We start from the raw sequence: 23,280 nt of genomic DNA on the forward strand, positions 1-23,280 counted from the left end.
GGCCCCGACGGGAGCCCTCCCTTCCTGGTCCGTTGGAGCGACGGACGCATCGAGCTGTTCTCACCCGGTCCGGAATCCTTCGTCGTCCTCGGGACCCTGCATCCGGGTGATCCAGCACGACCGGCGTCCGCCGACGAGCCGGCTGCCGGGGTTCTCGGATGAAGGGCAGATGACCGGAGCCTCAGCGGACGACGAGCACCGGGCACACCGCGTCGTGGATGACGCGGTGGCTCACCGAACCCAGGAGCATGCCGCTGAAGCCGCCGCGACCGCGCGAGCCGACCACGACGAGCCCAGCGTGTGCGGCCAGCTCCGCAAGGGTCTGCCCCGGATCGCCGTAGAGCACCTCGGTGCTCACCTCGAGGTTCGGGTGGTCCGCACGCGCACGGTTCCCGAGACGGGTCACCGTGCGCTCTGCATCGTCCCGCACGGCGTGGGTCCGGTCGGTGCCTGCCTTGGTCGTCTCTGCGTAGGTCCAGGCCTCCATCGAGACGGAGTGCGCGACGTGAACGACGTGCAGCGCCGCATGCTCCCGCTCGGCCCATGCGGCGGCGGCATCCAGGGCGCGCTGCGCGGCCTCCGAGTCGTCGACGCCCACGACGACGGGATGCTCGGGTCCGGGGCGCGCGACGTGCAGGTCGCCGGCCGTCTTTTCCTGCTCCTCCTGCTGCTCCTGCTGCTCGGCGCCGGCTCGCACGATGACGACCGGGCACCGTGCGTGCGCGGTGACGGCGTAGGACGTCGAGCCCAGGAGCCCGGCCCGCAGCCGACCGTGGCCACGGCTGCCCAGCACGATGAGGTCGGCGTCACGGGACGCGTCGACCAGCTGCCCGGCCGGACTGCCCAACCAGTACTGCGTGGCGATCTGTGACTCCTCGAGAACACGGGATGCGTGGTCCGCGCCCTCGCCGACAACCACCTCGGCGGCCTGGTGCAGCATCGGCTCGACCTGCGACTCGTCGACGGCGGGGAAACCCGGGATCATCGACAGGCTGAGGCTGTGCACGATGGTGAGCCGTGTGCCGAGCTGCCGGGCGGTCTCCGCCGCCCACTCGAGCGCCATCCGGGCGCTGGGCGAGCCGTCGTATCCGACGACGACACCGTGCGACTGGTCGTCCTGGTCGTTCATGAACAGACACCTCCCTCGGTCCAGTCCGGCCGACACCGCACCGCTCCTCCATCGTCCACCCCGCCGGGGGGTCGTCTGCGGGACTTTGGCCCCTATTCACGCGAGGCACCGCGCGTCGCACTGGAGGCATGACGAAATCGGGCGGCATCTCCCGCACTCCCCACAGTGCGACGTCGGGGCGGCACCCCGCTTCCTCCCCCATCGCAGCCACCAGGGTCGGCCTCTCCAACATGGAGGTACTGGACCAGTCCGAGTGCTGGCGTCTCTTGCGCACCCAGGATGTTGGGCGACTTTCGGTCGTGGTGGAGGGGGAGCCTGACATCTTCCCCGTGAACTACGTGGTCGACCACGGCAGTATCGTCATTCGAACCGCGGCCGGCCGGAAACTGGCGGCGAGCGTTCGGGGAGCGGTCGCCTTCGAGGTCGATGAGCTGCACGGATCCGACGCATCCGGCTGGAGCGTCGTGTTGCGCGGTCGAGCCACCGAGATCCGGGACAAGGACGAGGTGATGGCTGTCCTGGCGCTGGGACTGGTCACGTGGCACGTGGGCAGGAAGCCGCGCTTCCTGCGCCTGGTGCCGTGGGCGACGACAGGCCGCCGGCTCCGCATGCAGGGCCGACCGTCATCCGACCGTCAGGGCCATTGCTGACGATGGTGAGGCCGCGTGGCGGTCCGATGCCGACGAGGCAGGTGGGACCGGAACCACCAGGAGGTCACACGGCAGGTCCCCGAGGTTGCCTCCGTGAAGCGCCGTTCGCACCAGATCCCCGAGCAGCGCCCGCCCCGGCCGGCCGGTCAGCTGCTGGGCACCCACGACGACAAGATCATCGGGGTTGCACCTGGACACGAGGACGTCCGCCAGGGGGCCACACGCGACCTCGACCCGCGGAGAGATGCTCCGCGGCAGGGCCCGCAGGGCCAGCCAGGCGGATGCCAGGCCGTCGGACACGGCCCGGGGACCAGCACCGTCGGGGACTGTACTGACGGCCCAGAACGCGGCCCTCCGGATCCTGGCCTCACGTGCGCCGTGGGCCACCACCCGCCGGTCACCGACGACTCCCGCGAGCACGACCCGGACCACGGGAGAGACTCCGCCGCGGCGGGTCGACCAGGGCCGGGTCGGCTGCGTGACGTGGGGGATCATGACCGGACACCGGGCTCGACGGAGCAGCTCGTCCGTCGGGCATTCCAGCAGCAGGAGGCCGTCGTCCGCGCCGAAGCCCCGCACCGGGGCGACGTAGAGAGCAGTCCGTGCGGCCAGGCTCTCGATGTCGACATCGTCCAGCGGTCCCAGGACGACCGCGCTGACGGGCACGTGGGGGTCGGTGGCCTCGGCCACCAGGGCAGCTCGTTGTGTCGCACTGCCTGTGGCGTCCTGGGACGGCCAACGGAGGCGGGCGGGTGCCGCGTCGTCGCCCGCCGGGACGGCCAGGAGGACAAGGTCGAGCCCGCGCCTGGCCGCTTCCATGGTCGCAACGGCGACAGCCGCCTGCCCGGCCGCCGAGGCACTGCATCCGACCACGACCGCGGCTGAGCTCTTCCGATGGACCATCCTCACACCTCCGGCTCCTGGCGCGTACCCGCGCAGTTCCCCCGCAGTTCCACTCTGCCGGTGGCGCCGCAGGTGGGGACGGGACCTTCGTCCGCCCTCATGGGCGCCCCACTGGGGAAGCACGGGAGGCACAGCACGGACCGGAGAGCATGCGACGGACAGCATCGGCGCACAGCGGGCCGCCGTGGCCCACGGAGTCGCAGGCCATTGGTCCCTAACACCGTGGGGCAAGGGCAGTCAGTCTGAGCGTGCCGGCTCACCGGTCCACGAGAAGGGAGAACACGATGAGCACGACAACGTCCAGCGCCCAACCGACCCACCACGGACGTGCGGGGATGCCGACACCCGACGTCCGGGACCACCGGGCCTTCCGCTTCTTTGCCGGAGCCAGCCGGCTCGCCATCGGGTGGATCTTCCTCTGGGCCTTCCTCGACAAGCTGTTCGGCCTCGGCTTCGCGACGGGGCGGGACAGCAAGACCGGGGCGGTCGACCTGCTCGGTCCCGATGCCTGGGTCAACGGTGGGTCACCGACGCGCGGCTTCCTCACCTTCGGCACGAAGGGCCCCCTGGCGGACTTCTACCAAGGCTTCGCCGGCGCGGCGTGGGCCGACTGGCTCTTCATGATCGGTCTTGCCGGGATCGGGACCGCACTCCTGCTCGGTGTCGCCATGCGGATCGCCACCGTCTCGGGCGTCGTGCTGCTGCTCATGATGTGGAGCGCGGCGATCTGGCCGGAGAACAACCCGTTCATGGACGACCACCTGGTGTACGCGCTCGTCCTCATGCTGCTGCTGTTCGCCCGCGCCGGCCGCGACCTCGGCCTCGGACGCGCGTGGGAACGGTTGGGCATCGTCCAGCGGTACCCCGTTCTCCAGTAGCTGGACACGGTGCCGCGGCCCGGGGGCGTCCGCCCGACTCGGCGCGAGCATGGACACATGCCGCGCGTACACGGGACGGACCTCGACATCCGGGCGGCGGCGGCCATGTCGACCGCCGACGTCGTGTCGGTCCTCGGCGTCGCGCCGCATCGCGGTCTCGACGCCGATGAGGTGACGTGGCGGCAGGGGACCTACGGTCCTAACGCCATTGCGACGCACCATGCGCGGTTCCTGCCCGTGCTGTGGCGCCAGCTGCGGTCGCCGCTGCTGGGTCTGCTGCTCGTGGCGGCCACGGCGTCCTTCTTCCTGGGCGAGCGCAGCGACGCCGTCATCATCGGCGTCATCGTGTTCGTGTCGGTGGGTCTCGGCTTCGCGAACGAGTACCGTGCCGAGCTGGCTGCAGCCGCGCTGCACGCGCAGGTGAGCCACGAGGCGGTGGTCCTGCGCGCCGGCACCGTCGGGCGTGTCGACGTGACAGCACTCGTGCCCGGCGACCTCGTCGAGCTGTCGCTCGGCGAGGTCGTCCCGGCCGACGTGCGACTGCTGTCGGTGGTACGGCTCGAGTGTGATGAGTCCGTGGTCACCGGTGAGTCCCAGGCGGTCGAGAAGGGCACCGACGCGGTGGCGCCCGACGCGGCCCTCGCCGACCTCACCGGGTGCGCACTGATGGGCACCGTCGTGCATGCGGGCGGCGCGCGCGGCGTGGTCGTCGCCACCGGTGCCCGCACCGAGCTCGGCACCATCGCGGCCGGGCTGGCGACCCACCAGGCCGACACCGAGTTCCAGGTAGGGCTGCGCCGGTTCTCGCTCCTGCTCGTGCGCGTCGCCGGCGTGCTGACCGCCTCGATCTTCGTCGCCAACGTCGCACTCGAGAAACCCTTGCTCGACGCCCTGCTCTTCTCGCTCGCCATCGCGGTCGGCATCACCCCGCAGCTGCTGCCGGCGGTGGTGTCGACAAGCCTCGCGGCGGGGTCACGACAGCTGGCCCGGCGCCACGTGCTCGTCAAGCGCCTCGTGTGCATCGAAGACCTCGGTGACGTCGACATCCTCTTCACCGACAAGACGGGCACTCTCACGGCCGGACGCGTCGACTATGCGCGGGCCGTCCCAGCCCGCGGTGAGCGTTCCGAGGGCGTCGTGCGCTGGGGGCTGCTCTGCTGTGGCTCCATCGCCGAGGGGCCTGCCGCGGGCGGCACCACCCCGCTCGACCGCGCCCTGTGGGAGTCCCCGGCCGCCGATGCGGTCCGGGCCTCGCTGCCCGGCTACGAGGTGCTCGGCGTCCTGCCGTTCGACCATGAGCGACGCATGGTGTCCACGCTCGTCCGCGCACCGGACGGCTCGGTGACGCTCGTCACGAAGGGCGCGCCAGAGACGGTCCTCGAGAGGTGCACCGACACCGACTCGCACGTCCGGGCCGCGCTCGAGGCCGAGTTCGCCGCGGGTCATCGCGTGGTCGCCGTCGCGACCCGATGCATGGACCAACCGCAGCCGCCCCAGCCGGGCGACGAGCGGGGCCTGACGCTGAGTGGGCTGCTCGTGTTCCTCGACCCGCCGAAGCCCGATGCTCGGGCCGCCCTCGAGCGGCTCGCCGCCCTCGGGATCGACGTCAAGGTGGTGACCGGTGACAGCGCCGTCGTTGCCGCCAAGGTGTGCCATGACCTGGGCCTGACCGGCGACCGCGTCCTCACCGGCGCCGATGTCGACGCCCTCGACGACGCGGGACTCCTCGACGCAGTGGCGAGCACGACGGTGTTCGCGCGCGTCAGCCCGGAGCAGAAGGCGCGGATCGTCAGGGCCCACCACCACGGCAGCGGCGGCGTCGCCTTCCTCGGCGACGGCGTCAACGACGCCCTGGCACTTCACGCCGCCGACGTCGGCATCTCCGTCGACTCGGGCACCGACGTCGCCAAGGACGCGGCCGACGTCATCCTCCTCGAGAAGAGCCTCGACGTGCTTGCCGACGGTGTGACCGAGGGCCGGCGCATCTTCGCCAACACCCTCAAGTACGTCCTCATGGGTACGTCGAGCAACTTCGGCAACATGGCGTCGGCCGCCGCCGCGTCCGTGTTCCTGCCGTTCCTGCCGATGCTTCCGTCACAGATCCTGCTCGGGAACCTCCTCTACGACGTCGGACAGCTCGCGATCCCCACGGATCACGTCGACCCGGAGCAGCTGCGCCGGCCCTCGCACTGGGACATCGGCTCGATCCGCCGGTTCATGCTCCTGTTCGGGCCGATCAGCTCGGTGTTCGATCTGCTGACCTTCGCCATCATGCTGTGGGGCTTCCACGCTGGTCCCGGTCTGTTTCGTTCGGGCTGGTTCGTCGAGTCCCTGGCCACCCAGACCCTTGTCGTACTCGCCATCAGGACCCGCGTCGTCCCCTTCGTCCGGAGCCGGCCGAGCGCACCCCTGCTGCTGGCGGTCCTCGGCGTCGTGGTCACGGGGGCGGTCCTGCCCGCGACGCCCCTGGCACCGACACTCGGCTTCGCGCCACTGCCCGGCGGCTTCTTCGCCGCACTCGTCGCGATGGTCGGGGTCTACCTCGTTCTCGTCGAGGCGGCCAAGCGCTGGTGGACGCGGCCGGACGCGCCTCCGCACACCGGCGTCCCGGCCGACCTCAGCCACCGCTTCGTGCGCCGCCGGGCGGCCCGGTTCAGCGCCGGGCCGGCTCCGCAGCCTTCGGGAGCCCCGGAACGCCGACGACAGAAGGACCGCCCGGACCGCTCGGTCGGACCGTGAGGACACCACCGCAGGGCCTCACGAGCGGTGAGGTGGCACAACGCATCTCGCGCGGCGCGGTCAACCGGCTGGGCGAGCGGACGTCGCGCTCCATGGGTGAGATCGTCCGGGCCAACGTGCTGACCCGGTTCAACGCGATCCTCGGCGCCCTGTTCCTCCTCGTCCTGGTGACCGGGTCCTTCGCCGACGGGCTCTTCGGGGTGGTCCTCGTCGCGAACTCGGCCATCGGGATCACGCAGGAGTACCTCGCCAAGCGCAAGCTCGACCGTCTCGCGATGCTCAACGCCCCGACGACCCGGGTCGTGCGTGACGGGCAGGTGTGGGTCGTGCCGACGACCGAGGTCGTGCAGGACGACCTCATCGAGCTGCGGACGGGTGACGAGGTGCCGGCCGACGGGACCCTGGTGTCCAGCGCGGGCCTCGAGCTCGACGAGTCCAGCCTCACCGGCGAGTCCGACCCGGTCGCGCACGATGACGGTGACGACATCCTGTCGGGCACGAGCGTCGTCGCCGGCTCCGGCCGCTACCACGCGGGCCGCGTGGGGGCCGAGGCCTACGTCAACCGGATCGCTGCGGACGCAAGGCGTTTCACGCGCACCCGATCCGAGATCCAGGAGTCGATCAACCGCCTGCTGCGCTACATCACGTGGGTCATCGTCGCCGCCCTGCCGATCGCGACCTGGTCGCAGTGGCGCACCGTCGGCGAGCGGGGCTGGCAGGAGGTCGTCATCCGCTCGGCGGCCGGGGTCGTCGGCCTCGTGCCGGAGGGGCTGGTGCTGCTCACCTCTGTGGCGTTCCTGCTCGCGGCCGTCCGGCTCACGCGGAGCAACGTCCTGGTGCAGCAGCTGCCCGCCGTCGAGGGCCTGGCCCGCGTCGACGTCGTGTGCCTCGACAAGACCGGGACCCTCACGGACGGCGAGATCGCCTACGAGGACGTCGAGGCGCTGGAGGGACAGGACGCCGACGAGATCCGCCGCGCACTGGGCGCGCTCGCCGACGACCCCGACGCCAACGGCACCCTGAGGGCGGTGGCCGCCGTGCTGTCCCCACCGGGTTGGCAGCGCCTGCGGACGACCCCGTTCAGCTCGGTGCGCAAGTGGAGCGCCGCGTCCTTCGCCGAGCACTCGACGTGGGTGCTCGGGGCCCCGGAGGTGCTGCTCGCCGCCGAGCCGCAGCCGAGCGTCCCGGCGACGCTCGAGGCGCTCCGGGTGCGGGTGGCCGGACTCGCCGACTCGGGCCGTCGCGTCCTCCTGCTCGCCCGCAGCAGGGAGTCGCTCGCGGACGCGACGCTGCCCGACGGCATCGTCCCGGCGGCCCTCGTCACGCTCGCCGAGCAGGTGCGGCCCGACGCTCGTCAGACGCTCGCCTACTTCACCGAGCAGGACGTCGCCATCAAGGTCATCTCCGGCGACAGCCCCCTCACCGTCGCGGCGGTCGCGCGGGCCGTGGGGCTCGACGCCGGCGTGCCGGTCGACGCGCGGACCCTGCCCGACCCCGCCGACGATCCCGAGGCGCTGCGGAAGGCGCTTGCCACGCATTCGGTCTTCGGCCGCGTCACGCCCGAGCAGAAGCGCGCCTTCGTCCGCGCGCTCCAGGCCGACGGCCACGTCGTCGCCATGACGGGGGACGGCGTCAACGACGCTCTCGCCCTCAAGGACGCTGACATCGGCGTGGCCATGGGCACCGGCGCGCAGGCCACGAAGGCCGTCGCCGAGCTCGTCCTGCTCGACGGACGCTTCTCCCACCTCCCCGACGTGCTCGCTGAGGGCCGGCGCGTCATCGGCAACGTCGAACGGGTCGCCAACCTCTTCGTCGCCAAGAACGCCATGAGTCTTGTCGCCATCCTCGCCGCTGCTCTTGCATCACTCCCCTTCCCGTTCCTGCCGCGCCACCTCACGCTCGTGTCGGCGGTCACGATCGGTATCCCGGCGTTCTTCCTCGCGCTCGGACCCAACAGGCGCCGCTACCTGCCCGGCTTCCTCGGCCGCGTGCTGCTCTTCGCCGTGCCGTCCGGGGCCGTCGCGGGGCTCGCGGTCATCGGGTCCTACCTCCTCGCAGGTTCCCACTACGGCGTCCCCGCACGTCAGTTCCTTCAGCGATGCGGACTCGACACCGGCGCGGAGCCGCTCACGGACACTGTGTGCTGGCAGCCCGGGAGCGGCGCCACCATCACGCTCCTTGTCGTCTTCTTCTGGATCCTCGTCGTGCTCTCCCGCCCGCTCCGGTCGTGGAAGGTGGCCCTCGTGGGTGCGATGGCGGTCGTTGCGGTGCTCGCCTTCGTCGTCCCGACCGCAGCGCGGTTCTTCACCTTCGAGGTGCCGCTCGGCCTGCTGTGGCCGACGCTCGCCGTCGGGGCGGCGGGGGCGGCCGCGGTCGAGGTGGTCCACCGGCTGTCGCCGTCGGCCCGGCAGGCCCACGACGTCCGCGACTGACAGGACCGGCCGGCATGTTTGCAGGACGAGTACTACGAGTGGCGAGCGGAGATCAGCCGGCGGCTCATCGAGGTCGGCGGGTTCACCTGGGTCGGCGTCGAGGGCGACTGGCCGGACTGCTGGCGGATCAACCTGTGGGTGCGCGAGCAGACGGGTCGCGACCTTGATGCCGCCCACATGCTGGCCGGGTTCGAGCGGTGGCCCACCTGGATGTGGGCCAACCGCGAGGTCGCCGACTTCCTCGACTGGCTGAGGTGGTACAACGACGAGCGGGCCCCCGCCGAACGCGTCGGCTTCTACGGGCTCGACGTCTACTCGCTCTGGGACTCCTTGAGACAGGTCATGCAGTGGCTCGAGTCCAACGCACCGGAGTCCATGCCCGCCGCCGCGCGGGCCTGGCGATGCTTCGTCCCGTACCGGGAGAACCCGCACCGATACGCGTACGGCACCCGGCTCGTACCCCAGACCTGCGAGGCCGACGTGGTCGCCCTGCTGGTCGAGGTCAGGCGCCGAGCCCAGGAACACGTGCGCGACGAGGCAGCCTTCGATGCGGTGCAGAACGCGATAGTCGCGGCAGGAGCCGAGGAGTACTACCGGACGATGGTGCGGGGTGGCCGCACCTCCTGGAACCTCCGCGACCACCACATGGTCGACACTGTCGACCGGCTCAGGGAGCATCTCGGGCCCTCCTCGAAGGGGCTCGTCTGGGAGCACAACACCCATGTCGGTGACGCGCGGGCCACGGACATGGTCGGTGAGGGCATGGTCAACGTCGGCCAGCTGCTGCGAGAGCGCCACCACGACGAGGGCGTCTCCCTCGTCGCTTTCGCCGGCCACCGGGGTCGAGTCATGGCTGGTACCGGCTGGGGCGCCCGTGAGCAGGTCATGACTATCCCGACCGCGCGGGCCGGTTCACACGAGGACCTGCTCCACACGGCCCTCGGTGAGCCGTCCGTCCTCGTGTTCGGCGAGGACCGGGCCAGCCCTTGGCTGTCCAGCGGGGCCGGGCACCGGGCCGTCGGTGTCGTGTACGACCCGGAACGCGAGCGGGGCAACTACGTCCCGACTCGCATGGGCGGTCGATACGACGCCCTCGTGTGGTTCGAGGACACGCAAGCGGTCAGGCCCCTGCATCACGAAGGTCGCCCCGTCGAGCCGGAGTACGAGACGGAGCCCACGGGGTTCTAGGGCATGCCTTCTCAGTCACGTAACCGCGCGGACGGTGGCCACAGTGAAGGGCGCGGCCCGCGCCAAGGGCTCGATGCCTGCAGAGCAGCAGGCAAGGACCAAAGCCTCTGCCGGGTGGTGGTTTCCGGGCCTGGACTGAACGGGAGGCCGCATTCCGAAGACCGGCGAGATGAAGACGGCCCACGTCGACATCGCAGAGCACTCGAACAAACCGGAGAGACTCATGAAGGCGAAAGCTGGAGACCGCATCGTTCTGGCCCACCCGACCGTGGATGCCCCGCCGCGCGACGGGGAGGTGCTCGAGGCGCGAGGCCCGGAGGGAACCCCGCCCTTCCTGGTCCGTTGGAGTGACGGCCACACCGGCCTGTTCTTTCCCGGGCCCGGTTCGGTCCTGTCGATCGGGGCCCCACACCCGGGCTCGCCGGAGCACGACGCGCCGGCGGACACGACGCTCGTCGCCCGGCCCGCCGACAGTGAACGCCGACCGGTCTCGTCCACCCATGAGCAACGGGCCCGCGTACACGACTGGCAGGTCCGGGTGAGCATATTCGAGTCCGACGACGACACCCACGCGAGCGTCGTCCTGCTGGCGGACTCCCCCCAGCACCTCACGGCCCGAGGGGACAGCCGGCGCAGCGCTGACGACAGGCCGGTGCCGGAGATCGGCGACGAGGTGGCAGTGGCCCGGGCGCTGCGTCATCTTGCGGACCAGCTGCTGGCGACCGCAGAGGGCGACATCGAGGAGCTCACCGGCGAACATGACGTCGTGGTTCGCCCGACCTGACGTGCCGGTTCGGCCGCTCGAACCTCATGACACGACCCGGGGACGGCCCCCGTCGGTCCGTAGGGCCCAGCAAGACCTTGCCGGCACAGGGGCCGCTGACCCATCCCACAGGGTGGGACCAAGTGCCCTACCTGCCGGCTGGTCCTGGGCCTTGACTGGGGCTGGCGGCGGGGGCTCCCACAGCCACCGCCGGAGGGTGTGACCTGACCCGGCACACCTCGTCGACGCAGTCGGGTCACCACGGCCAGTGAGGTGAGCGCCATGTCGGAGATCGAGAAGCAGCGCGCACAGAAGGAAGCCCTGGATGCGGTGGCCTCACGACCGCCGACAGCCGGCGAGCCGCGGACGCAGGCCGCCATGCGTCGGTACCTCGGCAGCTCGGTGTGGAGGGCACTTCGACACGGTGCCAGCGCCGGTCAGCCGGAGGACACCGGGAGTGAGCACCACCAGCCACCCAGGCCGACCTGACAGGCGGGTGTGATCGGGCCGCTCGGACCTTCCCCCCTGTCGGCGTGCTCGGATTCGGGACATTTTGGAGGCAGTGGCAGGAGGCACGGATCATGAGCGCAGCGACGGACATCGTCGTCGGCTTCGACGGGAGCCCCGGTGCGGAACGTGCCGTGGACTGGGCGGCCACCGAGGCCGAGAGCCGGGGCGTGGGCCTGGAGATCGTCACGGCCAAGCTCTTCGTAGGGCTGCCGTTCCCCGGAGCTGGGGCCGATACGGTGCCGCCGCGGGACCCCTCGCAGGCCGGGACCCACGTCGTGGCCGATGGGCGGCTCATCGCGGAGAAGGTGCTCGACGGGGCACGCGTCGCGACGACCACGATCTGGGGCCATCCGGCGGGTGCACTGGTGGACAAGTCGCGAGACGCCTGCCTCGTGGTTGTCGGGCACCCCGAACGGGGAACGACGCGTGAGTACGTCACGGGCTCAGTCGCCTTCGCCGTGGCGGCGCACTCGACGTGCGATGTCGCGGTCGTCCCCGACAGGGACCTGGTCGTGGCCGGCCCGGAGCGGCCGGTCGTCGCCGGGATCGACGGCAGCCGTGGCGCGGAGCGTGCGGCACACACGGCCGCGCACGTTGCCTCTCGATGGGGCGCACCCCTGGTGCTTGTCCGGGCCTGGCAGCTGCCCAGCCTCACGGGATGGTCCGTCCCGGCACCCGGAACGGACCTCCTCCCCGACGAGTACACCCACTACGAGAGTGCTGCCCGTCGGTCGGCCGAGTCCACCGCCGCCGCGATAGGCGCGGCGTTCCCGCACCTCGCCGTGCGGACCCGGCTCATCGAGGCGCATCCCGTGGTGGCACTGCTCGACGCAGCCGACCAGGCGGGCCTGCTCGTCGTCGGCACACGCGGGCTGGGCGGCTTCACGCGGCTCCTGCTGGGATCTGTCAGCCGCGCGGTCATCCACTACGCCGAGACGCCGACCCTGGTCGTGCGCCCGTGACCGGCCGCCGACCCGCACGGTGGACAAACGGGGACGCTCGCGAAGCTCCGCGCCGGCCCAGGTCGCGGTCAGGTTCGCTTGCGCCGCTGTGTCGCCGGGTTTGACCTGACGGCCGCCTCGCACGGGGTTCAGCTCGCTCGCAGCTGGCCCAAGGTCACGAAACCGTATCCGGCGGAGCGGGCTTCGGTGATGAGCCTGGCCAGCGCGTCGGCATCGAGGGTCGACCCGTCAGGAGCGGCGCCCAGGTGCATGAGCACGATGGCGCCCGGGGAGCGTGCGGCCGCGACCCTGTCGGCGATCTGTCCGACCGAGATTCCCGCGCCCCGACCCTTCCACCCCAGGGTGTCGACGGTCCAGCCGACCGCCACGTACCCCATCGCGTTGACGGTCGCCAGGCTGCGGCCGTCGTAGTCGCCGTACGGGAAGCGGAACAACGGTCTCGGGTCCTGGCCCGTGGCCTGCAGGATGGACCTTCGGGCGGAGGTGACCTGCCGCCGCAGCGCCGCGTCGCTCACCTGCGGGGCGTGCGGGTGCGAGTACGTGTGGTTCCCCACGATCCCGTGCCTCGCCAGGGCCGCCGCAGCGGACGGGTACCGGTCAGCGAACTCTCCGGTCGGGAAGAACGTGGCCGGGACACGTTCGCGAGCCAGGGTGGCGATCACCGACTGGACGCCCTCTGCTCCCGACCCGCCGTCGAAGGTCAGCGCGACGACCTTGTGCGACGTCGGTAGGCGCGAAACCACGCGGCCCGTCACCACAGGCGCACTCGGGCGAGCGGTTGAGGACGGAGAGCTCGACGTCGCGACGGGGAAGGTCGTGCTGGGCTTCGGTACCGGGACGCGGGTCGACGTCGAGGTCGTGCTCGGGAGTGTGGTCGCCGGGGCCGGGGTCGTCGCAGGGTGAGAAGCGGCGGTCTGCGATGCCGTGGAGGACGGAGTCCCCACGGGCGCCGATGCGGGTGCGGCACAAGCCCCGGCCACCGCCACGGCCAATGCAGGGAGCAGCGAGATGAGCACGTGGTGTCTCACACGCCAAGCCTGCGCCTCGACGGTGCCGCAGGCAGAGCAGAAGGTCCTGCCCGGGGTCAGGGTAGGTAGCGGCGCGCGCCCGCGAACTCGGTGGCGTACGGCTCAGTCGCGGTCGGGATGGTCTGGACGGTCTGCCCGGTCCCGGGTGCGTGCACCATCAGGCCGGAGCCGACGTAGACCGAGACATGGTGCACGCGGCCGGAGGCCGTCGCGTAGAAGAGCAGGTCGCCGGGCAAGGCCGCATCTGCGGGGATCCGCCGACCCCGCGCAGCCTGCGCGCCGGCGTCGCGGGGGATCACCAGACCGTGTACGCGGTACACCAGCGAGGCCAGCCCCGAGCAGTCGACGCCGAACCCGGAGCGGCCCGCCCACAGATAGGGCAGGCCCGTGAACGCCTGTGCAGACCGCGCGACCGAGACGCCGGCGACTCGCGACGCGGGGGCTGTGACGCCGTGCCGGACCACGACAGCCGGGTCGACGCGGCGCACCACACCGCCGGGAAGCCCCAGCCGCAGCCATCCACCGGACTGCCCCACGACCGGCAGGCGCGTCCCGTAGCTCACCTCGACCACCCTGCCGGCGGCCGCGGTGTCGTCCCGTAGCCAAGCGGTCCGCGCCACGACTGTGGCGAGCTCCGTCGCCTGCCTCGGGGCCTCGGCACCGAGCTGTCGGATCGGCACCCAGCCCGGATATCCCCGCCCGTCCAGCGGCGTCGGCTGGTCGGGAACGACGACCTCGGCCCACGAGCCACTCACTGCCGTCACCAGCACCCGGTCACCCAGCAGAGCCTGCGTGTCCGCCCGGCCCTGGAGACCGCGCCGGTCGGCCAAGGACATGCCGCGCAGCCACCGGCGGATGTCGGCCGGTGAGCGCAGCGCCGGGTCGTCGACGGCGCGGGGTGAGGACGGCGTGCGCCAGAGCGTCGCCACAGAGACGGTGACCCATGCCGGACGTCCGGCGCGGGGCCGTGCCGGAGGCGTCGGACGAGGCGTCGACGGCCGCAGCGTGCCTGAGCTCTGGGTCGTCGGCCCAGGGGTGGGGCGGCCCGCCGTCGAGGTGACCGAGGCAGGAGGTGTGACAGGGCCGGACGAGCTGGCGAACGACGTGGCGGACGGGGTGCCCGGCGCCGAGCTGGGCACAGCGACGGTGGACGGGGTTGACCCTGTCGGAGGCTCGGATGACCGGACGCACGCGGACAGGGCGAGCGCCGAGGCGATAGCGGCAACTGCTGCCGCGAGCTTCCGACTCACGAGGCCACCATGCTGCCGGTGCTGCACTCGCAACAGATCCAGAAGTCCTGCACGCTGCACGGCGAGGTGCGTGCGCTCACACCGGTTCGACCGGCTGCCGCAGTATCGTGCGGAGCCGCTCGGGGGCACTGCGCCTGGGGTCACCCAGGTACACCTCGTGGTGCCGCCCGCGCGGGCGCATCCCCGCCGCCGCGATGGCGTCGTGGAGACGGCGCAGCGACGGCGCCTCGGCGGCATACGGGCCGACATGCAGCAGCTGGGCGCACCGGCCCTCCGCCCACGGACGCAGGGCCATCCGATCCAGGGCGGCGAGGTCCTTCGAGCGCGCCTGTCTGGTGGCTTCCGCCACGACGGCGGCGTCGATGGGTTCCGGCTGCATGATCATGGCCTGCCAGCGCCACCGGTCCCGGTCGGTCTCGGCCATGGTGCCCTCGCCGCGCGTCACCGCCTCGACCAGCGCCTGCTGGTCGTCGCCGTCGCCGACCCACCACAGCGCCTCGAGGGGCATCACCCGGGGTGCCTCACCGAGCGCCTTCTTGACGAGAAAGTGCACGGCGTAGCTCACCGCGAAGAGCGCCTGCAGCGCCGCTGCGAACTCCGGCCCCTCGGGCGACCCGTGACCGGGAACCACGAGGAAGGCCATCTCGGGCACGTCCACGAACTCGACCGTGCCGCGCCGTGGCTTGTAGAGGCTGTCGAGCGACACGGTGCTGGTGGTCATGTGCTCAGCGTCGTCTGCGGTGTGTTAGCGGTCCTGAGGCAAAGGTCCCGTCCATGGACCGGCCTCGTGGGACCAAAGTCTCCCCCGTCGGCGGCCACAGCCGAGCAAGGTGTGAGACGAGGGGCGAAGGAGGCAGACCGTCATGACGACCGCGGCAGGGGGATCCCGGAGCACGAGCGGCTCCCATGAAGCCGACGTTGCTCTGCGCGGTGCCAGCTCCGAGTCGGCGCGCGTCCCGGTGCGGCGACCGCGGCTGGCCTACGCCGACAACCTCAAGGTCGCCCTGGTCGCCGGCGTCATCCTCGCGCACGTCTTCCTCGCATGGAACGGGCTCGAGGGCGCCTGGGTGCTGAGCGAACCGACCGTGCGCGAGCCGCTGTTGAGCGTCCTCCTCCTCGCAACCGTGGTCGGCGTGTCGTTCGGGATGCCGCTGTTCTTCATGGTCGCAGGACTGTTCACGCCAGGATCGCTGGAGCACAAGGGGATCCGCCGATACCTGCGCGACCGCACCATCCGGCTGCTGACGCCCAGTGTGGCCTTCGTGCTGCTCCTCACGCCACCCATCGAGTTCGTCGACTCGAGCAACGCCGGATACCGCGGCAGCTTCTGGGACTTCGTCCCCCACGCCTGGCGGCCGCTGCCGCCTGCTCCCGGCCCCACGTGGTTCCTCGGCGTCCTGCTGGTGTTCTCGGTCGCGTATGCCGCGGTGCGGCGATACCTCCCCGCACGCCAGGACGTGGCTGGCCGGCTGACCGGGCGGTACATGATCGGGACCGTCTTCCTCGTAGCGGCGACCTCCTACGTGCTGCGGATCTGGGTGCCGTTCGGCGAGGAGCGCTGGCACCTCGCGCTGGCGCAGGCACCCGGGTGGGTCGCGGGGTTCACGCTCGGCGCGGTTGCCGCTGAACGGGAGTGGTTCGAACGCCTCGACCCGGCGCTGGTGCGCCGGGTGCGCCATGCCGCCTGGCTGGCCATCGCCGGGTGCGCAGGTCTGGTCGCCGTCCTCACGACCGCCGGCGGCGACCCGGACGCGTACGGTGGCGGTGGGACCTGGCAGTCGCTGGTGTTCGCGGTGGTCGAGGCCACGGTGCTCGTCACCGTCTCCGTGTGGGTGGTCGACGCGTTCAGGCGGCGAGCGCACGCTCACGGACCGCTGGCCCGGTGGCTCAGCCGAGCGGCATACGCGACCTTCCTCGTCCACCAGGGAGTCCTCGTCGTGCTGATCCTGGCCAGCCGGAACCTGGCCTGGCCCACCGAGGCCCGGTTCGTCCTCGTGGCGGTGACGGGAGTCGGCCTCTCGTTCCTGGTCGGCGGAGTGTTGCTGCGCGTGCCCGGCGTCGCCCGGTTCCTGTGACGCGCCCGCTGGACGCCGGCGCGGGCGGGAGCGGGCGGGACCAACTGCCCTGGCGACGGCCGGGTCTGCGACCGACCGTGGAGTGCACGTCCCCGTGAGGCTGGAGGAGCCATGACGCCCAGGAAGACCGCCCGGGCCGGCATCGTGGTCGGCATCGACACGTCCCGCGAGAGCGGTCTCGCCCTGGCATGGGCGGCCGACGAGGCCGCCCGCCGGCAGGTGCCCCTGCATGTCCTCCATGCATACTTCCCGGACCATCCCGATCCCGGCATCGGGGTGCCGGACGCCGCCCGGCCCACCGGCGCCCTGCACCTGTTGGCGTCACGAGCGGAGCGCGCCTGCGCCGATGCGGCCGCGACCGCCCACGCCCTGCACCCGGAGCTCGAGATCACGACCAGGCGGCAGCCTGCGATGCCCGGCGCAGCGTTGGTGGAGACGTCACGCACCGCAGCCTTGGTGGTGGTGGGAGCACGCGGGCTCGGTGCCTTCGGGAGCCTCCTGCTCGGCTCGGTCTCCATCCACGTGGCCGCTCACGCGCACTGTCCGGTCGTCGTGGTCCGCGAGGCGGCCACCCGCACGGTGCCGGACACGAGAGTCATCCTCGGAGTCGACGGCCACGCGCACTCCATGGGTGCGGTCAGGTTCGCCTTCGAGCAGGCCGCGATGCACGGCAAGGGACTCACGGTCGTCCACACCTGGCAGCTCGACAGCATGGAGGGCGCAGTCGTTCCCACGCCGGGCGGCTCGAACCGGGACCGGTTGGACGAGCAGGGGCGATCCCTCCTGGCCGAGTCCATCGCGGGGTTCCGCGAGGAGTTCCCCACCGTCGACGTACGCCGGCACGTGGTCGAGCGGAACCCCGTGGACGAGCTGGTGCGCCTGAGCCAGAACGCCCACCTGCTCGTGGTCGGGACGCGTGGGCGCGGGTCCATGGCGGGGCTGCTCGAGGGTTCTGTGTCTCAGGGCGTGCTGCGTAGGGCCCATTGCCCGGTAGCGGTTGTCCCTCCTCTGACCAAGGCTCCATGGGAGGCCCGCGCCCGTCCGCGCCCTCACCTCTCAGGCACCCTGCACCCCTGAGGGCACCGGATCTACCCTGAATGCGGCCCACGCCGGGGTGCCCGAGAGCGCCGGCGCATCGCATCAGACGTCACTCACTGAAAGGATGTCCACCCTGCCGGGTGGCGGGGCTTGGCGGTCAGGACCGGCCGGCATCGGGCTCCCGGACGAGTTCGAAGGCGCTCTCCTCCTCCTGGCTGTGGTGCTGTCCGCAAGCCGAAGCAGCTCGACGCCGTCGACGCCCGGGCGGGCCCCGGCGGCCTGCCCTGCGATGACGATGGACGCAAGCGTCGGCCGCCCTCTGGTCAACTGGGAGGCGGTCGCGGAACCAGCTCACACCTTGCTCACCACATGCGTGGAGAGTGCCCGCTCAGAAGGCCCCGGCGACCATGATGGAGATCCCGCCGGCCCAGACGGTGGCCTCGTCAACCCGCCAGCAAGGAACCGAACAGCTCGCCGTACCGGATCAGGTGGCGGTCGCTGAGGAAGTCGCTGGACACCCGTTCGTGCGCGGCGTCTCCGATCCGCGTCCGTCGCTCCGGGTTCCCGAAGAGGTCGGAGGCGAGGGCGGTGAACCGGTCCAGGTCGCTGGGGTCGGCGAGCAGCACGCCGCTGACGTCGTCCTCGATCTGGTCAGAGATGCCGCCGACAGCCGAGGCGACGACCGGACGCTTCTTCCACATCGGCTCGGTGACCGTCAGCCCGAAGCCCTCCGCCAGGCTCTTCTGCGCGACCACGGTCGCGTACCGCTGGAGCGCGTTGACCAGGTGCGCGTTCTCGTCGACGTCGTCCATGGGAAGGCAGCACAGGTGGACGCGCGCACGTCGCGACCGTGGAAGTGCACCGCGCAGGTGCTGGCAGTCCCTGAGCACCTGTTCGCTCTCGGGGTCGTCACTCACTCCACCCATCGCAGGCCCCGCGAGCAGCAGGTGCACGTTGTCAGGAAAGCGGTCCAGATAGTCGCTGAAGCCGGTGAGCACGCCGCTCATGTCCTTCAGCCGGTCCCACCGGCTGACCTGCAGCATCACCTGCACGTCGGGCGGCAACCGCCGGTCCTCGCCCAGCAACAGCCCGTGGTGCGCGCGGACCGCATCCCCGGAGCGGTCGCGACGGGCGAACGCGAGGCCGCCCTCGGCGGTCGGCTGGTCCACCAGGCCCGCACGATGCAGCACCGACCGGACGCTGTCAGCCGTCATCTCGGCGTTCTTGGCGCTGAGCGGGTCGAGCGACGGCGGGATCACCCAGGCACGTTCCGGCGGCACCCACGGTGGCGCGTACTCCTTGCGTGAGAAGACACATGCCTCGGCCGCCTCGACGAACGGGCGGAGCAGCTCCCAGCCTCCTTCCGTGTGCTCATTCGCCTGCTCGGTTCCGATGTGACAGCGCCAGATGACATGCGCACCCAGCTCGTGCAGCGCACGGGCCAGGCCGACGGTCTGCGGGTCGTGCAACAGCACGATGTCGCCGGGGCGGACTCGCTCGTGCCACCCCTCGAGGTTGCGGGCCAGCACCTGCCGGTAGTGGTCCAGGTCGGTCGCGCCGAGCCCACCGCCATCCCCCGGGGTCCCGTGGAGCAGGTTGTGCAGCCGCTTGGTCAGAGTGAAGAAGCGGTCGTCGCCCCTGAGCACCAGCCAGCGCGTGTCGACCCCGGCGCCTCTGCCGTAGCCCACCAGCGTCTGCAGCATCTCGGCCACGCCACCACCCCGCGCGGTCGAGCTGATGTTCCATACCGTGCGGCACGCCAATGACAGCCTGGCTGCCTCAGCAGCAGCCTCCAGAAGGGCGAGGCGCTCCACCGAGAGGACGTGGGCGAGCCGACGCAGGGACAAGGCACCTACAGCCACCTCGCGCATAAGTCATCATCTCCCACTGCGCTCCGCCTGGGGCACACCCGCACCGGCGTGCTCGAGGCCACCGACCCGGACCAGCCGGGGACGCCCGGCGTCTCTCCCGCCAGAAGGAGGCGCGGACTGGCCGGATGCCCTGCCTCGGGTTCCGGGGTGACCGGGTCGACACCGATGGCGGGACCTTCATCCCTGACCGTTCGCCGGCCTTGGCAACGACACTGAGATACGCCCGGGACCGAGGGACGACCGCTCGTCGCTCGTCGCTTGGAAGGAGCGCGTCCATGCTGGTGCGCGAAATCATGACTACGCCGGCAGTCCACATCGGCGAGAAGACGTCACCGCAGGCGGCTGTCCGGTTGATGGCGCGCGCTCACGTGACGAGCCTGCCGGTCGTGGACGCAGAGGGCCGGGTCGTCGGGATCGTCAGTGAGGCCGACATCCTGCGCCGCTCCATCCAGCCCGATCCCCGGGGGCATCTGCGCCCCACGCGCCGGGCCGGTGAGGCCCTTCCGGAGACCGTCGAGTCCCTGATGACCCGTGAACCGTACGTCACGCGGGCCGAGGAGGACGTCGCGGATGTGGTTGCCGTGTTGGCTGCCCATGGCTGGAAGAGCGTGCCGGTCGTGACAGGGCATCGTTTGGTCGGGATGCTGAGCCGCAGTGACGTCATCCGCTGCCTGTCCCGGCCCGACGACGAGATCGCTCACGACGTGACCCGGGTCTTTGTCCGATACGGCTCACCGAGGTGGCAGATCTCCGTGCGCGAGGGCATCGTCACCGTCAGTGCCACCAAGGGTGAGAACGAGCGTGCCTTGGCTGATGCGCTCGCCGCCGAGATCACCGGTGTCCGCGCCGTGTGCCACGACCCGCTGCCGTCCGCCGCAGAGACGTGAGCCGACACCGCGCGAGCGGCGGGCCGGCCGTTGACATCAGGGGACCTTGGTCCGCACCCGGGCGCTCAACCCACGCGCACGGTTGGGGTACACGGACCCCGCCCCGGGTCGCTCCCAGCACGCCAGCTCTCCGAACGGCTCCCCAGGCAGCACTCCAGCACGGGTCCGAGACCGAAGGAGGAACGCCATGCGACTACAACACGACACCAAGCCCGCCCTCGAGGCACCCGTGCGGGCCGGTCCCAGCCCGTCGGCCGGAAGGCAGGTGGCCCGGTTCGTGGTCCACGTGCTGCAGATGTGCGCCGTGATGTGTGTCAGCCTCGCCCTGCTGGGCCTGCTCGTTGCCGGGCTTGCCGCCGTGGTCGGGTTCTCCGATCCGCGTCAGGGCGCCCCGGTCCCGTCGGCCCTCGTGGTCACCCTGACCTTGGCAGGGGCCATGGTGGCGTGGATGCGGTTCATGGCCATGGGGTGGCAGCCGACCCTGGAGATGGCCGGATCGACCGTCCTTGCCGGCGCGCTGATGATCACCGGCTACGCCGTGGGCATCGTTCCCGCAGCCGCGGTCACGTCGGGAGTGTGCGGTCTGGCGTGTGCGCTCATGATCGCCGACATGCTCGTGCGCTTCCGGCTCTACGCGTCGCACCCGGCGCGCCACGCCCACCCCACGTGAGAGGCGGCCCGAAGACGACGGAGACGACGGAGGTGGGGGCTCGCGGGAGGCCTTCGAGCCGTTGCCCTCGCCCGTCTGCAGAGGGAGTCTGGTGTCAGACCAGGTTCTCGGCATGAGGGAGGCGGTGCATGAGAGTCGTCCGCTCCACGGTCGAGATCGACCGTCCGGTGCACGAGGTCTTCGCCTACGTCACGGATCCCGCTCACTTCCCCGAGTGGCAGGACGACGTCGTGCGCGTCGAGGGCGGCACCGGCTCGGCGGTCGGGTCGCGGTTCACCACGACGCGCCGGGCGGGCGCCCGGCAGTTCTCGTTGACGCAGGAGGTCACGGCGAGCGAGCCGCCGACGCTGTGGGCCGTCCGGGGCGTGGACGGGCCGGTCCGACCGCACGCCGCCATCACGATCGAGCCTCTCGCCGACGACACGAGGTCCCGCCTGACTGCGGTGATGGACCTCGAGGGCCACGGCATCGGCAGGGTCGTCGTCCCGTTGTTCGTGCGCCGTCGGGCCGCCCGGCAGGCACCGGTCAGCTACCAGCGGCTCAAGGAACGGCTCGAGCGTCGGTAGCAGGCGCTCCACAGCGCCCGCGAGCGAGGTGGCGCGGCAGCCCGGCCCGCATGGCCGCGTTTCTGCACATTCCGGACAGGTTCGTGTATCACCCGGACACCACCGCCCTCCGAGGCAACGATGGATGGCGGAGGAGGCGCACGGCGATGAGGTCACTGACATGAGCACGACGCAGGGCAGCGCAGGACCGGGCGCGGACGAGACGGACTGGCCGGATGGCTTCGACCGGGACCTCGACCGCGGCGACCAGGGCGAGGCGGTCGTCGAGCCGGACCTACCGTGGACCGACGAGCCGGAAGCGCCCCGCGACGGTGGGGAGGGCGGCGACGGTGGCGCCGGTGGTGGCATCGACCGTGGCCCGGTCGTCCTCCGCGGCCCGAAGGCCAGCGTCGGGAAGGCGCGGGCGTTCACGACCTACCTGCCCTCCGGGATGTGCTGCAACTTCGTGTGGAACTGCATCGCCGCGCCGCACAGCCTCGGCCTGCCCGACGCCAACGCCGCGTGGAACCGCTCGACGCGACGTCGCGGCGGCAGTGACGCCCCGGCGGGCGCGCCGGTGTACTGGGCCGGCGGCAAGCACGGGCACATCGCGCTGTCGGTCGGGGGCGGCCGAGTCCGGTCCACCGACTGGCCGCGGAAGGGGCAGGTGGGCGAGGTCGACATCACCGAGATGACGCGCGTGTGGCACCTGACCTACCGCGGCTGGTCGAGCGACTTCGCCGGGGTCGCGATCCCGGGCCTGGGTCAGAGCCCGACCATCACCACGGAAGGGCGCATCGACGACGAGGCGATCCGACCGGGCAGGCGCAACGCCGCGGTCCGGGCGTTCAACAAGGCCCTGTGGGACTCGATGCCGGCGGACTACCGCGCCGCCCACCGCGCGGCCTGGATGGGCGAGGACGCCGACCTCTACGGGCCGGTGTCCCAGCAGGTCTGCTTCGACCGCTACGCCCTGCTCAACGCGAAGGACCCGAAGCGGTGGCCGCTGCCGACCAAGCCGGTCTGGCCGGGGCCGGGGCTGCTGCGCTGGCTCAAGCTCACGCCCGACTGAGCGCGCCGACCCGGCGGCAGGCGGTCGGACGGTCGGTCAGCACGGCGGTCAGGAGGGCGGTCAGAGGTAGAGGCCGGTCTGGCCGTCCTCGACGCGCTGGGCCGCCACCGCGTGGATGTCGCGCTCCCGCAGCAGGACGTAGTCCTCGCCGTGCAGCTCCACCTCGGCGCGCTCCTCCGGGTCGAACAGGACGCGGTCGCCGAGCTGCACCTGCCGCACGCTCGCGCCCGTGGCGACGACGCGGGCCCAGGCGAGGCGCCGGCCGACGGACGCCGTGGCGGGGATGAGGATGCCGCCGCCGGAGCGCCGCTCCCCCTCGTTCTCGAGAGACACGAGGACGCGGTCGTGCAGCATCCGGATCGGCAGCTTCTCGTCGGACGCCGCCGAGGACCTCTTGGCCACGAGAGGGATCCGCGGCTCAGCGGCGGCGACGGCGCAGCAGCCCGACGACGACCACGGCGACGACGACCGCTGCCGCCACGGCGGCGACGCGCTCGACCCGCAGCTCACCGTCGGGGGTGTGCGTCGCCTCGTCGAGGCGCAGCCTGAGGCCCTGCATGGACCGTTGGGCGATGACCTGCGGCTGTGCGCGGTACGCGAGCTCGTTGACCGTGCCCTCGAGGCGGGCGCGGGTGGCCTGGATGTCCTGCTCGATCCGTGCGGTGTCGCTCATGCCTGGGTCCTTTCCCG

General features: G+C 71.6%; 22 protein-coding genes. 14 read left to right on the forward strand and 8 right to left on the reverse strand.

From position 1 onward, the window contains the following. On the forward strand, window positions 1–162 hold a 162-nt coding region (locus ACR9ZK_RS12190; RefSeq protein WP_481342204.1), incomplete at its 5' end, for a DUF1918 domain-containing protein. A 19-nt stretch (window positions 163–181) separates the two neighbouring features. On the opposite strand, the gene ACR9ZK_RS12195 is transcribed toward ACR9ZK_RS12190, so the two are convergent. After that, on the reverse strand, window positions 182–1,129 hold the full coding sequence (locus ACR9ZK_RS12195; RefSeq protein ID WP_481342185.1) for a universal stress protein: 948 nt from the start codon (window positions 1,127–1,129) through the stop codon (window positions 182–184). Window positions 1,130–1,359: 230 nt separating this feature from the next. Between ACR9ZK_RS12195 and ACR9ZK_RS12200 the strand changes: the two genes are divergently transcribed. Then, on the forward strand, window positions 1,360–1,779 hold the full coding sequence (locus tag ACR9ZK_RS12200) for a pyridoxamine 5'-phosphate oxidase family protein (RefSeq protein ID WP_481342205.1): 420 nt from the start codon (window positions 1,360–1,362) through the stop codon (window positions 1,777–1,779). Here ACR9ZK_RS12200 and ACR9ZK_RS12205 read toward each other — a convergent pair. Then, window positions 1,753–2,469 carry a hypothetical protein gene (locus ACR9ZK_RS12205; RefSeq protein WP_481342186.1) on the reverse strand — a complete coding sequence of 239 codons (717 nt, stop codon included), beginning with the start codon at window positions 2,467–2,469 and terminating at the stop codon, window positions 1,753–1,755. The genes ACR9ZK_RS12200 and ACR9ZK_RS12205 overlap by 27 nt on opposite strands. A gap of 497 nt (window positions 2,470–2,966) precedes the next feature. Between ACR9ZK_RS12205 and ACR9ZK_RS12210 the strand changes: the two genes are divergently transcribed. The 6 genes from ACR9ZK_RS12210 (at window position 2,967) to ACR9ZK_RS12235 (ending at window position 12,154) form a co-directional block, all read left to right on the forward strand. Next, window positions 2,967–3,560 carry a hypothetical protein gene (locus ACR9ZK_RS12210; protein ID WP_481342187.1) on the forward strand — a complete coding sequence of 198 codons (594 nt, stop codon included), beginning with the start codon at window positions 2,967–2,969 and terminating at the stop codon, window positions 3,558–3,560. A gap of 57 nt (window positions 3,561–3,617) precedes the next feature. After that, window positions 3,618–6,299, forward strand: a complete 2,682-nt coding sequence (gene mgtA, locus ACR9ZK_RS12215) for a magnesium-translocating P-type ATPase (RefSeq protein WP_481342188.1) — start codon at window positions 3,618–3,620, stop codon at window positions 6,297–6,299. After that, window positions 6,296–8,731 (forward strand): HAD-IC family P-type ATPase, encoded by a 2,436-nt coding sequence (locus tag ACR9ZK_RS12220; RefSeq protein WP_481342189.1) that lies wholly within the window; start codon window positions 6,296–6,298, stop codon window positions 8,729–8,731. The genes mgtA and ACR9ZK_RS12220 overlap by 4 nt, the downstream gene beginning before the upstream one ends. Window positions 8,732–8,749: 18 nt before the next feature. Next, window positions 8,750–9,919, forward strand: a complete 1,170-nt coding sequence (locus ACR9ZK_RS12225; RefSeq protein ID WP_481342190.1) for an erythromycin esterase family protein — start codon at window positions 8,750–8,752, stop codon at window positions 9,917–9,919. A gap of 169 nt (window positions 9,920–10,088) precedes the next feature. After that, the gene (locus ACR9ZK_RS12230; RefSeq protein ID WP_481342191.1) at window positions 10,089–10,703 is read left to right on the forward strand and encodes a dsRBD fold-containing protein; all 615 of its coding nucleotides are present in this window, start codon (window positions 10,089–10,091) and stop codon (window positions 10,701–10,703) included. Between the two features lie 560 nt (window positions 10,704–11,263). Continuing rightward, window positions 11,264–12,154, forward strand: coding sequence for a universal stress protein (locus tag ACR9ZK_RS12235; RefSeq protein WP_481342192.1), 891 nt, complete (start codon window positions 11,264–11,266; stop codon window positions 12,152–12,154). Between the two features lie 128 nt (window positions 12,155–12,282). Here ACR9ZK_RS12235 and ACR9ZK_RS12240 read toward each other — a convergent pair whose 3' ends face one another. The 3 genes from ACR9ZK_RS12240 to ACR9ZK_RS12250 form a co-directional block, all read right to left on the reverse strand. Further along, window positions 12,283–12,897: a polysaccharide deacetylase family protein gene (locus ACR9ZK_RS12240; RefSeq protein WP_481342193.1), complete on the reverse strand. Its 615-nt coding sequence runs from the start codon at window positions 12,895–12,897 to the stop codon at window positions 12,283–12,285. Window positions 12,898–13,238: 341 nt separating this feature from the next. After that, window positions 13,239–14,111, reverse strand: coding sequence for a C40 family peptidase (locus ACR9ZK_RS12245; RefSeq protein ID WP_481342194.1), 873 nt, complete (start codon window positions 14,109–14,111; stop codon window positions 13,239–13,241). A gap of 397 nt (window positions 14,112–14,508) precedes the next feature. Next, entirely contained in the window at window positions 14,509–15,153 is a 645-nt protein-coding gene (locus ACR9ZK_RS12250) for a GyrI-like domain-containing protein (protein ID WP_481342195.1), read from the reverse strand. Window positions 15,154–15,295: 142 nt separating this feature from the next. Here ACR9ZK_RS12250 and ACR9ZK_RS12255 point away from each other — a divergent pair, with 142 nt between their 5' ends. Then, window positions 15,296–16,507: an acyltransferase family protein gene (locus tag ACR9ZK_RS12255; protein WP_481342196.1), complete on the forward strand. Its 1,212-nt coding sequence runs from the start codon at window positions 15,296–15,298 to the stop codon at window positions 16,505–16,507. 111 nt (window positions 16,508–16,618) lie between these two features. After that, window positions 16,619–17,584: a universal stress protein gene (locus ACR9ZK_RS12260; RefSeq protein ID WP_481342197.1), complete on the forward strand. Its 966-nt coding sequence runs from the start codon at window positions 16,619–16,621 to the stop codon at window positions 17,582–17,584. A gap of 404 nt (window positions 17,585–17,988) precedes the next feature. Here ACR9ZK_RS12260 and ACR9ZK_RS12265 read toward each other — a convergent pair whose 3' ends face one another. Beyond that, window positions 17,989–19,416, reverse strand: coding sequence for a glycosyltransferase (locus ACR9ZK_RS12265; protein WP_481342198.1), 1,428 nt, complete (start codon window positions 19,414–19,416; stop codon window positions 17,989–17,991). Between the two features lie 275 nt (window positions 19,417–19,691). Here ACR9ZK_RS12265 and ACR9ZK_RS12270 point away from each other — a divergent pair, with 275 nt between their 5' ends. The 4 genes from ACR9ZK_RS12270 to ACR9ZK_RS12285 all read left to right on the forward strand — a co-directional run bounded on the left by ACR9ZK_RS12270 (window position 19,692) and on the right by ACR9ZK_RS12285 (window position 22,590). Next, the gene (locus tag ACR9ZK_RS12270; protein ID WP_481342199.1) at window positions 19,692–20,303 is read left to right on the forward strand and encodes a CBS domain-containing protein; all 612 of its coding nucleotides are present in this window, start codon (window positions 19,692–19,694) and stop codon (window positions 20,301–20,303) included. A 187-nt stretch (window positions 20,304–20,490) separates the two neighbouring features. Continuing rightward, window positions 20,491–20,973 carry a hypothetical protein gene (locus tag ACR9ZK_RS12275; RefSeq protein WP_481342200.1) on the forward strand — a complete coding sequence of 161 codons (483 nt, stop codon included), beginning with the start codon at window positions 20,491–20,493 and terminating at the stop codon, window positions 20,971–20,973. A gap of 128 nt (window positions 20,974–21,101) precedes the next feature. Then, a complete protein-coding gene (locus ACR9ZK_RS12280) occupies window positions 21,102–21,539 on the forward strand; it encodes an SRPBCC family protein (RefSeq protein ID WP_481342201.1) in 438 nt (145 codons plus the stop codon). 160 nt (window positions 21,540–21,699) lie between these two features. Continuing rightward, window positions 21,700–22,590, forward strand: coding sequence for a hypothetical protein (locus tag ACR9ZK_RS12285; RefSeq protein WP_481342202.1), 891 nt, complete (start codon window positions 21,700–21,702; stop codon window positions 22,588–22,590). Window positions 22,591–22,650: 60 nt separating this feature from the next. On the opposite strand, the gene ACR9ZK_RS12290 is transcribed toward ACR9ZK_RS12285, so the two are convergent. Beyond that, window positions 22,651–22,944 carry a GroES family chaperonin gene (locus tag ACR9ZK_RS12290; RefSeq protein WP_481342206.1) on the reverse strand — a complete coding sequence of 98 codons (294 nt, stop codon included), beginning with the start codon at window positions 22,942–22,944 and terminating at the stop codon, window positions 22,651–22,653. A 64-nt stretch (window positions 22,945–23,008) separates the two neighbouring features. Beyond that, window positions 23,009–23,280: DUF3618 domain-containing protein (locus ACR9ZK_RS12295; RefSeq protein WP_481342203.1), on the reverse strand; the 272-nt coding region annotated here is incomplete at its 5' end.

It is taken from the genome of Monashia sp. HAY1-5C, from assembly GCF_056755255.1.

What these genes read in the sequence shown, in the direction of transcription:
- ACR9ZK_RS12255 (WP_481342196.1), top strand. Translation starts at nt 15,296, where the DNA reads ATGACGACCGCGGCAGGGGGATCCCGGAGCACGAGCGGCTCCCATGAA.
- ACR9ZK_RS12270 (WP_481342199.1), top strand. Translation starts at nt 19,692, where the DNA reads ATGCTGGTGCGCGAAATCATGACTACGCCGGCAGTCCACATCGGCGAG.
- ACR9ZK_RS12200 (WP_481342205.1), top strand. Translation starts at nt 1,360, where the DNA reads ATGGAGGTACTGGACCAGTCCGAGTGCTGGCGTCTCTTGCGCACCCAG.
- ACR9ZK_RS12260 (WP_481342197.1), top strand. Translation starts at nt 16,619, where the DNA reads ATGACGCCCAGGAAGACCGCCCGGGCCGGCATCGTGGTCGGCATCGAC.
- ACR9ZK_RS12195 (WP_481342185.1), bottom strand. Translation starts at nt 1,129, where the DNA reads ATGAACGACCAGGACGACCAGTCGCACGGTGTCGTCGTCGGATACGAC.
- ACR9ZK_RS12230 (WP_481342191.1), top strand. Translation starts at nt 10,089, where the DNA reads ATGAAGACGGCCCACGTCGACATCGCAGAGCACTCGAACAAACCGGAG.
- ACR9ZK_RS12290 (WP_481342206.1), bottom strand. Translation starts at nt 22,944, where the DNA reads ATGCTGCACGACCGCGTCCTCGTGTCTCTCGAGAACGAGGGGGAGCGG.
- ACR9ZK_RS12265 (WP_481342198.1), bottom strand. Translation starts at nt 19,416, where the DNA reads ATGCGCGAGGTGGCTGTAGGTGCCTTGTCCCTGCGTCGGCTCGCCCAC.
- ACR9ZK_RS12250 (WP_481342195.1), bottom strand. Translation starts at nt 15,153, where the DNA reads ATGACCACCAGCACCGTGTCGCTCGACAGCCTCTACAAGCCACGGCGC.
- mgtA (WP_481342188.1), top strand. Translation starts at nt 3,618, where the DNA reads ATGCCGCGCGTACACGGGACGGACCTCGACATCCGGGCGGCGGCGGCC.
- ACR9ZK_RS12285 (WP_481342202.1), top strand. Translation starts at nt 21,700, where the DNA reads ATGAGCACGACGCAGGGCAGCGCAGGACCGGGCGCGGACGAGACGGAC.
- ACR9ZK_RS12280 (WP_481342201.1), top strand. Translation starts at nt 21,102, where the DNA reads ATGAGAGTCGTCCGCTCCACGGTCGAGATCGACCGTCCGGTGCACGAG.
- ACR9ZK_RS12235 (WP_481342192.1), top strand. Translation starts at nt 11,264, where the DNA reads ATGAGCGCAGCGACGGACATCGTCGTCGGCTTCGACGGGAGCCCCGGT.
- ACR9ZK_RS12275 (WP_481342200.1), top strand. Translation starts at nt 20,491, where the DNA reads ATGCGACTACAACACGACACCAAGCCCGCCCTCGAGGCACCCGTGCGG.
- ACR9ZK_RS12210 (WP_481342187.1), top strand. Translation starts at nt 2,967, where the DNA reads ATGAGCACGACAACGTCCAGCGCCCAACCGACCCACCACGGACGTGCG.